The following is a 10,472-nucleotide window of genomic DNA, read 5'->3' on the forward strand; positions in this document are numbered from 1 at the left end:
CGTCACATCGGCGGCTGCAGGTGCGCCGTGAAGTAGTCGGCCATGCCGACCCAGGCGTTGGCCTGGTCGATGGTCTCGTTGGGCTGGCACTGGGCCGCCACCCCTTGGGCACCGTAGTTGACGCACAGCTGCCAGCCGAAGTCGGGGTAGTGCACGTCGACCTCGCTGGCCGGCACCAGCACCTTGTGGAACAGCCGGTCGTAGCTGGCCACGATGGGCGGCGCAGCGGGCGTGACCGATGACAGCGACGAGCCGGCGCCGGGCACCTGCTTGCACTGGGCCAGGAAGGCCGCGCGGTCGCTCTCGATGACGAAGGTGCTCGCCATCTCGTTGCAATCGAAGCTCGTCTGCGCCTGGTAGGTCCAGACCGCGCGCACCTCGGTACCGTTCCTGAACGTGCCGGTCAGCGCGGTCAGGATGCCCAGGCCGCCGCCGCGCGACTGGCCGGTGATGAACGAGTTGCCCGGGTCCGCTCCCAGCGACAGGGCGTAGTTGCCGCTGAAGAAGTTGATCGCCTTCTGGATGTCGTAGCGCGGCGCCGGCTTGCCTTCCACGTAGTTCACCACCGGGTGGCGGAATTCGTACGAGACGAAGACATAGCCACGGTCCGTCAACGGCTTGATCAGCTTGCTCCAGGTCGAGCCGGCCGTCTTGTCCAGCGGAATCGAGTGGGTCGAGCCATTCGGGTGGCCGTAGTAGACGATGGGCAGGCCGTCGGGCTGGGTCACGCCGTTCGGCATCCAGATGTCCATGATCTGCTTCGCGTACTTGCGGGTCGTCGGCTCGAACCAGGTGACGGAGCCGTACGCCACATTGCGATAGCAGTTGCAGTTGGCGTTGTAGCCCGGTGGCACGCTTTGCGCCTGGGCCGTGGCATGGGCAGAGGTCGGTGCGAAGCTCGAGGCGAGCACGGCCGCCGTCGCCCACAGGGACAGGGAGAACACTTTCATGACGCTTCCTCGGCGTGCAACGCCGGGCCCGGCGGGCCGCGAAGCGCTGACGCTGCTTGGCGCCCGGCGCATCTCGGTGCACCAGAGGAAGCGAGTCGGGCGATGAGCCGTTCATCGGCCCGCCGCCGCGTCGCGTGAGAAAACTAAAGGGGGAAAAGAGCCCCGAAGACCCGCCTTATTGCAGGCGGTTGCACGGCGCTACATCTGCTTGAACAGGTGCGCGTAGCTCTCGGCCACCAGCAAGGTCTCGTTGCGCTCCTTGAGCTTCAACTGCAGCCGCCCGCGGAAATCGCGGCTGGCGCCGGCGATGGCGGTCGCGTTGACCAGCGTCGAGCGGTGGATCTGCCAGAACTGCTGCGGGTCGAGCTCCTCGACCAGCTCCTTCAGCGGCTTGCGGATCAGGGCCTCGCTGTCGCGCGTGGTGACGCGGGTGTACTTGTTGTCGGCGGCGAAGTAGACGACCTCGTCGACGGTGATCAGCTTCAGCGTCTGGCCGACGGAGGCATTGATCCATCGCAGGTAGGGGCGGGCCGGCCCGGCGCCCGGCAGCGCGGCGAGCCGATCCAGCACGGCGCCCAGGTCGCTCGGCGGCGCGCTGCCCAGGCGCTGCTTGACGCGGCTGATCGCGGTGAACAGGCGCGCCGGTTGCAGCGGCTTGAGCAGGTAGTCGACCGCGCCGTGGTCGAACGCGGCCACGGCATGCTCGTCGTAGGCCGTCACGAAGACCACGTGGCTGCGGCCGCTGGCCTGGCGCGCCACGTCGAGCCCAGTGGCGCCGGGCATCTGGATGTCGAGGAACAGCACCTCGGGGCGCAGTTCGTCGAGCAGGCGAAGCGCCTGCACGCCGTCGGACGCCTCGCCGACGATCGTCAGCTCCGGCCACAGCCGGGTGAGCTGCTCAGTCAGTTCGGCACGCAGCGTGGCCTCGTCTTCGGCCACCAGCGCTGTCGGGCTCTGGGCGGTCGGGTTCCTCATGTGGGCAGTTCCAAGGTGAAGCGGGTGGCGTGCGCGTCTTCTTCGCAGTGCAGGCGGGCCGCGTCGCCGGCCAGCACATGCAGCCGGTTGCGCTGTGCGGCGAGGTCGGCATCGTCGCCGCACAGGCCCGGCGCGCTGACGGTCAGGCGCAGCCCCAGCGTGCCGACGTGACGCCAGGCCGTCAACTCGATGCGCTGCGGCAGCCCGCCCGGCGCCAGCCGCAGCGCGCGCTGCAGCAGGGGCAGCAGCAGCATTGCGGGCAGCGCCGCGCAGCGCAGCGTGGCGGGCAGCCGGTCGTCGAATTCGACCGGCCGCCGCTCCAGCCCGCGCCGCAGGCTGAGGTAGCTGCCGAGCAGCGCCGCCTCGGCGTCCAGCGTGGTCACGTTCTGGTCGCGCAGCCGCGGCAGCGCGACGCGCAGATGGTGGATCAGGCGCTCGAGCTGTTCGGCCGCGGCCTCGCCCTGGCCGAGCGCGTACTGCTGCTGCACGTCGACCAGCACCTCGAACAGGAAGTGTGGCTCGACCTGGGCCTGCATCGCGGCCAGGCGCGCCGCCATGGCCTGCCGGCCCAGCGCGGCCTGCTCGTTGAGCAGCGACTGCAGCATCGCCTCGCTTCTCCAGCGCCGCCGCAGCATCTCGATCAGCGCCAGCGACAGCGAGCTGGGCAGCAAGGTGTAGAGGAAGTCGGCCGCGAATCGCTGCTTGATCGACAGCGGCGCCTTGCAGCTGGGCTCGGTGCACAGGTCCTGCCAGGTCGGCCAGCCGGCGAGGTCGCCGATGCCCCACAGCAGTGGCACCGAGATCAGGCTGCCCAGCGCGGCGGCCAGCATCAGGCGCTTGCTGCGAAGCCGGTGGCCGGGGTCGCTGCGGTCGGCCGGCAGCCAGGCCAGCAGCAGCACCACAGTGCAGATCGGCGGCGACAGCAGCAGGCGCCAGAACAGCGCCCACGGGTGCTCCAGGTGCTTCACATCGGCCAGCGCGGCCAGATCGACCACGCCATAGAGCAGGCCGAGGGCGAGGAAACCGGCGAGTTCGTACCAGCGCACCGAGCGCCACGCAGCGATCAGGTGGCGCAATCCGGCCGCGGCGCCGTGCGCGGGCGCCAGCGGGGTGGCGGCGGTGGGCAGGACGACGCTCATGCGAGGCTTGCCGGCATGGCGTCGCGGGCAGCGACGTCTGCTTCCTCCGGGTGGCCATCGGCGACCCAGCGCAGCGGCAGGCGCACGCGCGCCAGCACGCCGCGCGGCTCGACCGACTCGAGCGACAGGCCCGCCTCGGCGCCATACAGCGCCGCCAGCCGTGCACGGGTGTTGGCCAGGCCCACGCCGCTGCCACCGGCGCCGACGAAACCGCGACCATCGTCGCGCACGTCCACCACCAGGCGGCCATCGGCGGCCTCGCGTGCCGTGACCCACAGGCGCCCGCCCTCGGGCAGCGGCGACAGGCCATGCTTGATCGCGTTCTCGACCAGGGTGGCGACCACCATCGGCGGCATTTCGGCGTTGCGCAGGGCGGCCGGTGCGTCGATCTCGAAGCGCAGCCGATCGCCCATGCGCATCTGCAGGATCGCCAGGTAGTGCTGCACGCGGTCCAGCTCGTCGCCCAGGCAGGCGCGCTGGCGCCGCATGCCGGGCAGCGCCGTCTGCAGGTAGGCGATCAGGCTGGCCAGCATGTCGCGGCCGCGCCCCGGGGCCACGTCGTACAGCCGCTTGACATTGGCCAGCGTGTTGAACAGGAAGTGCGGCTCGATCTGCGCCTGCAGGGCCGACAGCTCGGCCTCCATCTGCTGCGCGGCGAGGGCCTCGCGGGCCTGGCGCGCGGCGGCCAGGCGCTCGCGGCTGGCGCGCTCGATCTGGGCCAGGTGCAACAGCCCGTAGCCGCTGCAGCCGAGCAGCCACCACAGGCTCGTCGTGTAGACCAGCCAGGGCCACTCCAGCGGCTCGTAGAAGTCCGGCGCGTAGGCCACCACGTAGCGCAGCGCGGCGCCGAGCAGCGTGCCGACGCCGATCGCCAGCGCGCGCCAGCCCAGCGCGGCGCGGTTGCCCAGGCTGCGCCCGGCGAGCGCGGCTTCACCGATGGCGGCGCACAACAGGATGCTCAGGCCGCTGATCATCGACTGGCGGGTGTAGCGCGCCAGCGAGAACAGCCACTCGGCCGGGTCGGTCGTCTGGGCCTGCCAGACGATGATGCGCGACAGCGCGAAGACGAAGGCCAGCCAGAAGGCGGCTGCGACGTGGGTCGGGCTCAGCACCCGCCGAAACACGGCCCAGCGCGAGGCGGCAGGGGCGTGCGTGTCGATCGGCATGGGGTGGAATTGTCCGCCTGCCGGTGCCGGGACGGGCGCCGGGGCGACGAAGCGCCCCGGCGCCGGTGCGAAGCCGGCCGGCCTGCGACCGAAGCCACCGGCCGGCGAGGCGCTGCTCCGGGCCCTACTTCTTGCAGAACGCGATCTGGTCCTGCACTGGCAGCGGCACGGAGTCGCCGGTGGTCAGCAGCACTTGCACCGACAGCGTCACGATGTAGGCGCAGTCGGGCAGGGCGGCGAAGGTCCAGCCGCCGGCCGGCGGCGGGGCGCCGTTGATGGCCTGGCCGAACCAGTCGCCCGGCGTCGGAATCGCCGGCATGCCGAAGCCGTAGGGCCCGCCCGGCCCGTTCATGCTGACCGAGACCGCGCCGAGGTTGGGGTGGGCCGCGGTGAACACCACGTCCAGCGCCGCGTTCAGGCCGGCGCAACCACCCGCGCGCAGCTGCAGCGAGTCGACCGAGGCCGCGCAGAGCTGGCCGCTCACATCCACCGGTGCCCATGAGCCGCCCTTGTGCACCTGGTTGTAGACCGTGTTCTCGATCGCCACGTGGGGGCAGAAGCCGGCATCGGCCTCGGTGCCAGGCTGGCCAACCACGCGCACCCGCATGCGCAGCGCGACGTGGCGGTTGTTTGCCAGTGCCGCGCCATGGGCGGTGCTGCTCTCGCCGCCGATCACGCCGGCCATGCTCAGCGCGGGTTGGGGCACCAGTGCCGGCGTCATCACATTGAGCATGTTGCCGTTGGGCACGAAGAACCCGTCCGGCCCGAACACGTTGGCAAACTGCGGGACCTGGACCCAGCCGCCGACGATGGCGGCGTTCGTCGGCCCTGCGCCGGGGCTGGCCGGGTCGGCCACCATGTTGGCCGTCTTGACCGGGTTCGGATCGCCAGGGAAGGCCGGCGCGTAGCGCTCGACCTTGCCGATCACCGTCGCGGCGAACTGGGTGGTCGCGACCGGCGTCCAGGGGCCGACGGCATTGCCCAGCGCGTCGGTCGTGCGGAACTCGAAGCGGTACTCCATCGGCTGGCCGTTCATCGTCTTCGGCAGCACGCCGTTCAGCCGCACGGTCGAATAGAACGCCCGGTGGTCGCCCAGGGTCAAGCCGCTGCCGGGCACGGCGCTGTCGATCTGGCTCGCGTACAGGTATCCGCCCAGCGCGTCGAAGACCGGCAGCGGCTCGGGCATCGGCGGCTGCTCGCGCAGGCACAGATCGACGCAGAAGCACGGGCCGGCGTTCTCGCGGTCCGACGCGCGGCCGCGCGAAGGCGGCTCGGCCAGCAGCGGGGTGCCGGAGAGCGTCTCGACCTTGAAGTACAGGTCAGGCCCGCCCGTCCATTCGAGGTTGATCGTCGGCGAGAAGATGGTCTGCTTGAAATCCGCCGCGAGGTAGTCGATGCGGAAGTGGCCGGTGCCATCGGTGACGCCATCGCCCAGCGCATCGTCCTGCAGCCAGTCGACGTCGAATGCGCGCACGCGCACCCCGCCGATCGGGGCCTTGGTCTCGCAGTGGCGCACCTGGCCGCAGATCACCCAGGCGCCGAAGCGGCCGCGTATGCCGCACCAGGTGCGGTAGGGGATGGTGTAGTCCCATGCGGCGACCCGGTCGTCGCGCAGTTGCCGCCATTGCGGTTGCACGACCGTCAGCATGAACTGCATCGGCGGCGGCAGGCCCTCCTGGCTCTTGCGGCGCGGCACCGTGGTGCAGTACAGATCCAATTCGAAGGCCTCGCCCTGGTAGCCCTTGGCGCGGCTGAAGTCCAGCGTGTAGTTGCCGGCAGCATCGATCGTCGCCTCGGCGAGCAGGCGCGCGGCCTTGGCGTCACGTTCGTCGTCCGGCACGCCCTCGAAGGTGTCTTTGGTGCGGGCGACGGCCAGCGCGGCCACGTCGCGGCCCGGCGCGAGCGCATAGGCTTTGAGGACCAGGCCCTCCAGCGGTTCGATGCAGTCGGAACAGAGCGCGCCCTTGAGCGTTCCCTTGAGGTAGTAAGCCATGGCGTGACTCCCTGTGATTGGATGGCAATCCTCACGGTAGGCACGGCGGGGCCGGGTGGACATCCCCAGGAGGAGGACGTTCAGCCCCTAGAAGAGGGGGATCAGCGCAGCACTTCGAGCGCGCGGTCCATGCCGCCTTGCGAGATCGACAGCATGGCCTGTTCGCGCACGGCCGGCTTGGCGTGGAAGGCGATCGACAGGCCGGCCGCTGCCATCATCGGCAGGTCGTTGGCGCCGTCGCCCACCGCAATGGCCCGGGCCGGGTCGATGCCCATCAGTTCGCAGACCTCGAGCAGCACGCGGCGCTTCTCGGCGCCGTCGACGATGTCGCCCCAGGGCCGGTCGACCATGCGGCCGGTCAGCTTGCCGTCGACGATCTCGAGCAGATTGGCGCGGGCGAAATCGAGTTGCAGGCGCTGGCGCACCTGCTCGCTGAAGAAGGTGAAGCCGCCCGAGACCAGCAGCGTCTTCAGGCCGGCAGCCCGGCAGGCGGCGACGAAGGCCTCGACCCCCGGATTCAGGCGCAGCCGCTGGTAGACCCGGTGCAAAGCGGATTCCGGCACGCCGGCCAGCAGCGAAACCCGGCGCCGCAGGCTGTCCTTGAAATCGGCGATCTCGCCTCGCATGGCTGCTTCGGTGATGGCCGCCACCTCGGCCCTGCGGCCCGCCTCGGCAGCGATCTCGTCGACGCACTCGATGTTGATCAGCGTCGAATCCATGTCGAACGCGATCAGGCGGAAATCAGTCAGTGCCAGGGGCGGGGTGAAGCCGCGGGTGAACAGGCCGGGGGAGAACTCGTGAGCGGACATCGGGCGATCGACCGGGGGGAGACTCCCGGCTCAGGATGGGGCTGGCGGTGGCGAGCCGGCAAGTATGGCAGGGCCGTCCACGATGTTCAGGTAATCCCGGGCATCCGACCGCCGGCGGCGGGCGTAGAACTCACGAAGCTGGGTCGCGACGCCTGGCTGCGCGGGTACAGGAGGTTCCATGTCTGCCGTTCTGGAAAGATCCACTGTCCGAACCATGGCCGCCGACGGGCGGGCCTCCTCGCTGAGCCGGTTGCGCGGCTTCGATTCCGGCGCGGTCGAATTCGACGACACGCCGTGTCCCGTGCAGGGCGCCGTGCCGGAATGGCTGCGCGGTTCGCTGCTGCTCAACGGCCCGGCGCTGTGGGATTTGCCGCAGGGGCGCTATGCGCACTGGTTCGACGGCCTGGCCATGCTGCACCGCGTGCAGTTCGACGGCGGGCGAGCGGCCTACCGCAGCCGGTTCGCCCGCAGCCAGTCCTTCGACTTGGCGCGCGCTGCCGGCCGGCCCGTGGTCGGCGAGTTCGCCACGCCCGACACCGAGCCCTGGCGTTCGCGCATCACCCATTTCTTCCACCCGCGCAGCAGCGACAACCCGGCGGTGGTGATGTCGCGCATCGGCGACCGCTGGATCGCCTGCACCGAATCGCCTCACCTGATCGAGTTCGACCCGGCCAGCCTGGCGACGATCGGCGAGCTGAGGCACAACGACGGCCTCGACCTGGCGCTGATGGCCGCCCACGGCATGACCGACAGCCGGGGCGACTACTGGAACGTCGGCGTGGAATTCGGCCCGAAGAGCTTCTACCAGCTGTTCCGCATCCGCGCCGGCAGCACGCGCCGCGAGCAGGTCGGCGCCATCCAGGTCCGCAAGCCGGGTTACCTGCATGCCTTTGCCCGCAGCGCCCGGCACATGCTGGTGTGGGAGACCGCGCTGCGCGCGCAGCCGCTCGGCTTCCTGTTCACCCACCGGGCGTACCAGGCCAACTTCCGCTGGGAGCCCGCCACGGGCTCGGCCATCCACGCGATCTCGCTGGCCGACGGCTCTTCGCGCCGCTGGGAGATCCCGCCCATGATGTGCTTCCACGCCGTGCAGGCCTTCGAGGACGGAGACGAGCTGGTGCTCGACCTGTGCGACTACCCCGACGCCACGGTGTTCGAGGATCTCGCCCTCGCGGCCCTGCGGTCCGGCATGCGCCAGCGGACGGCCGCGCGGGTGACGCGCTACCGCCTGCGCCCCGGGCAGGGTGAGGCGCGCATCGAGCCGCTGGGCAGCGGCTTCGAGCTGCCGCAGGTGCACCCCGACCGGCCGGAGACCGGCGCGGCGCGCTGGGCCTGGGGCGCCGGCTACGACCCGGAGGACCGGGCGCACTTCCTCGACCGCACGGTGCGCATTGACCTCGGCACCGGCGAGCGGCGGGAATGGCAACGCCCGAACGCCGTCCAGCTCGAGCCGCTGTTCGTCCCGCGGCCCGGCGGCACGGAGGAAGACGACGGCGTGCTGCTCGTGTCGACCCTGGCCGATGGCGACGTGTCGACGAGGCTGGCCGTGCTCGACCCGCGGCGCATGGAATGCCTGGCCCTGGTCGAGATGCCGCAGGTGGTGCCCTTCGGCTTCCACGGGGCGTTCAACCCGGCCTGAACCGCGCAGGGCAACGCCCGGCCGCCGGGACGGCACTCACCGCCAGGCACGTCGAACCGGAGCATCGAAATGGACAAGGCCGCCGCCGCAGCACTTGCACTCCTGTGCGGGCTCGTGGGCCCGCCGGCGTTCGCCACGGATGGCGACCTCGACCCCGCCTTCGGCCGAAGCGGGAAGAAGATGACCGACTTCCACGGCGGCGCCGACCTGGCCCATGCGGTGGCGGTGCAGGCCGACGGCAAGATCGTCGTGGTGGGGAACACCTACCAGAACAACGACTATTCGCACGAGGACTTCGCCCTGGCGCGCTACACCCCCGGCGGCAAGCTCGACGACAGCTTCGGCACGAAAGGGCGCGTGACGACCGATTTCCCGGGCTTGGCGGCGGTGGCCTCGGCGGTGGTCGTGCAGCCCGACGGCAAGATCCTGGTCGCGGGCGGCGCCTTCCCGCTGTTCGTCTTCGCCGGCAACTTCGAGCTGGCCCGCTACAACCCCGACGGAACGCTCGATGCCGGCTTCGGCAGCGGCGGCATCGTCACGACGAACTTCGGCCACGGCAGCTATGCCTTCGGCCTGGCCCTGCAGTCCGACGGCAAGATCGTCGCCGCGGGCACGGTCTTCGTCGATTTCTCCAGCGACGACTCGTCCAACACCGATTTCGGGCTGGCGCGCTACAACGCCGACGGCACGCTGGACACGAGCTTCGGCACCGGCGGCAAGGTCATGACCGACTTCGACGGTTTCAACGACGACGCGATGGCCGTACTGATCCAGCCCGACGGCAAGATCGTGGCGGTCGGCTCGGCCAAGAACCCGGCCAATTTCTACGACTTCGCGCTGGCGCGCTACCTGCCCAACGGGGCGCTCGACACCGGTTTCGGCAACGCGGGGAAGGTGCGGACGGACTTCGGCGCCCAGAACTTCGACCGGGCGCATGCGGCGGTGCTGCAGCCGGACGGCAAGATCGTCGCCGCCGGCTTCGCCAGCCTGGCATTCGGCGACACGCGGTACGCCGTGGCGCGCTATGGCGCCGACGGCACGCTCGATCCCGCCTTCAGCGGCGACGGCAAGACGCGGCTGCACTTCGGCAGCTGCTGCGAGCGGGCCAGCAGCGTGCTGCTGCAGGCCGACGGCAAGGTGGTGGTCGTGGGCTTCCCCGATTCCGAGTCGTCGGATTCCGATTTCGTGCTGGCCCGGCTGGATGCGGGCGGCAAGCTCGACCCCAGCTTCGGCAAGAACGGCAGGGTGCGCACCTCGTTCGGCGACCTGAACGGCGGGGCGAATGGCGCCACGCTGCAGCCGGACGGGAAGATCATCGCGGTGGGCTTCCAGGCCACCGGCACCGACAAGGCGGTGGAATTCGCGCTGGCGCGTTATCTGGCGTCAGGTGCCGCCGCCGCGCCGGGAGAATGAGGCGGCTCACGCGGGCCGGGCGATCCAACTGGCGGCCACGTTCAGCAGGCCCTCCAGCACCTCGGCATCCGTGCGGCCGCTGCGCGCCAGGACATGGAAAGAGTGGTCGGCCTCGGCGATCGGCTCCAGCGTGGCGCGCGGGCCGAGCGCCCGGGTCACGTCGGTGATGAGCGCGAAGTCGGCCAGCTCGTCGCGCGTGCCCTGCAGGAAGAGCATCGGGCAGTCGACCTGCGCCAGGTGCGCGGCGCGCTCCCGCGCGGGCTTGCCCGCCGGGTGCAGCGGGAAGCCCAGGAACACCAGCCCGCGCACGCCGGGCAGCGGCTCGGCCGCCTGCGCCTGCGATGTCATGCGGCCCCCGAACGACTTGCCGCCCGCCACCAGCGGCAGG

General features: G+C 70.8%; 9 protein-coding genes. 2 read left to right on the forward strand and 7 right to left on the reverse strand.

Annotated features, from left to right (window positions below; all coding sequences use genetic code 11):
* Window positions 1–2: 2 nt before the first annotated feature.
* From VJ693_RS25065 to serB, 6 genes are all read right to left on the reverse strand, one after another.
* Window positions 3–950: a hypothetical protein gene (locus tag VJ693_RS25065; protein WP_324158797.1), complete on the reverse strand. Its 948-nt coding sequence runs from the start codon at window positions 948–950 to the stop codon at window positions 3–5.
* 198 nt (window positions 951–1,148) lie between these two features.
* Window positions 1,149–1,925 (reverse strand): LytTR family DNA-binding domain-containing protein, encoded by a 777-nt coding sequence (locus VJ693_RS25070; RefSeq protein WP_324158798.1) that lies wholly within the window; start codon window positions 1,923–1,925, stop codon window positions 1,149–1,151.
* On the reverse strand, window positions 1,922–3,064 hold the full coding sequence (locus VJ693_RS25075) for a histidine kinase (RefSeq protein ID WP_324158800.1): 1,143 nt from the start codon (window positions 3,062–3,064) through the stop codon (window positions 1,922–1,924). The genes VJ693_RS25070 and VJ693_RS25075 overlap by 4 nt, the downstream gene beginning before the upstream one ends.
* Complete coding sequence (locus tag VJ693_RS25080) at window positions 3,061–4,230, reverse strand: sensor histidine kinase (RefSeq protein ID WP_324158802.1); 1,170 nt, start codon at window positions 4,228–4,230, stop codon at window positions 3,061–3,063. Before VJ693_RS25080 ends, VJ693_RS25075 begins: the two co-directional genes overlap by 4 nt.
* Before the next feature lie 124 nt (window positions 4,231–4,354).
* On the reverse strand, window positions 4,355–6,223 hold the full coding sequence (locus VJ693_RS25085; RefSeq protein WP_324158804.1) for a hypothetical protein: 1,869 nt from the start codon (window positions 6,221–6,223) through the stop codon (window positions 4,355–4,357).
* Between the two features lie 101 nt (window positions 6,224–6,324).
* A complete protein-coding gene (gene serB, locus VJ693_RS25090) occupies window positions 6,325–7,032 on the reverse strand; it encodes a phosphoserine phosphatase SerB (RefSeq protein WP_324158806.1) in 708 nt (235 codons plus the stop codon).
* 178 nt (window positions 7,033–7,210) lie between these two features.
* Here serB and VJ693_RS25095 point away from each other — a divergent pair, with 178 nt between their 5' ends.
* Both VJ693_RS25095 and VJ693_RS25100 read left to right on the forward strand, forming a co-directional pair.
* Window positions 7,211–8,671, forward strand: coding sequence for a carotenoid oxygenase family protein (locus VJ693_RS25095; protein WP_324158808.1), 1,461 nt, complete (start codon window positions 7,211–7,213; stop codon window positions 8,669–8,671).
* Between the two features lie 69 nt (window positions 8,672–8,740).
* A complete protein-coding gene (locus tag VJ693_RS25100) occupies window positions 8,741–10,084 on the forward strand; it encodes a delta-60 repeat domain-containing protein (protein WP_324158810.1) in 1,344 nt (447 codons plus the stop codon).
* A 6-nt stretch (window positions 10,085–10,090) separates the two neighbouring features.
* Here VJ693_RS25100 and VJ693_RS25105 read toward each other — a convergent pair.
* Window positions 10,091–10,472, reverse strand: a 382-nt coding sequence (locus VJ693_RS25105; protein ID WP_324158812.1) for an alpha/beta family hydrolase, incomplete at its 5' end; no start/stop codon positions are given.

The sequence above is a fragment of the Ideonella sp. genome, assembly GCF_035254525.1.
Classification (GTDB): domain Bacteria; phylum Pseudomonadota; class Gammaproteobacteria; order Burkholderiales; family Burkholderiaceae_C; genus Ideonella.

Coding starts and splice junctions, on each gene's coding strand:
- VJ693_RS25075 (WP_324158800.1), bottom strand. CDS start 3,064: ATGAGCGTCGTCCTGCCCACCGCCGCCACCCCGCTGGCGCCCGCGCAC.
- VJ693_RS25065 (WP_324158797.1), bottom strand. CDS start 950: ATGAAAGTGTTCTCCCTGTCCCTGTGGGCGACGGCGGCCGTGCTCGCC.
- VJ693_RS25085 (WP_324158804.1), bottom strand. CDS start 6,223: ATGGCTTACTACCTCAAGGGAACGCTCAAGGGCGCGCTCTGTTCCGAC.
- VJ693_RS25080 (WP_324158802.1), bottom strand. CDS start 4,230: ATGCCGATCGACACGCACGCCCCTGCCGCCTCGCGCTGGGCCGTGTTT.
- VJ693_RS25070 (WP_324158798.1), bottom strand. CDS start 1,925: ATGAGGAACCCGACCGCCCAGAGCCCGACAGCGCTGGTGGCCGAAGAC.
- serB (WP_324158806.1), bottom strand. CDS start 7,032: ATGTCCGCTCACGAGTTCTCCCCCGGCCTGTTCACCCGCGGCTTCACC.
- VJ693_RS25095 (WP_324158808.1), top strand. CDS start 7,211: ATGTCTGCCGTTCTGGAAAGATCCACTGTCCGAACCATGGCCGCCGAC.
- VJ693_RS25100 (WP_324158810.1), top strand. CDS start 8,741: ATGGACAAGGCCGCCGCCGCAGCACTTGCACTCCTGTGCGGGCTCGTG.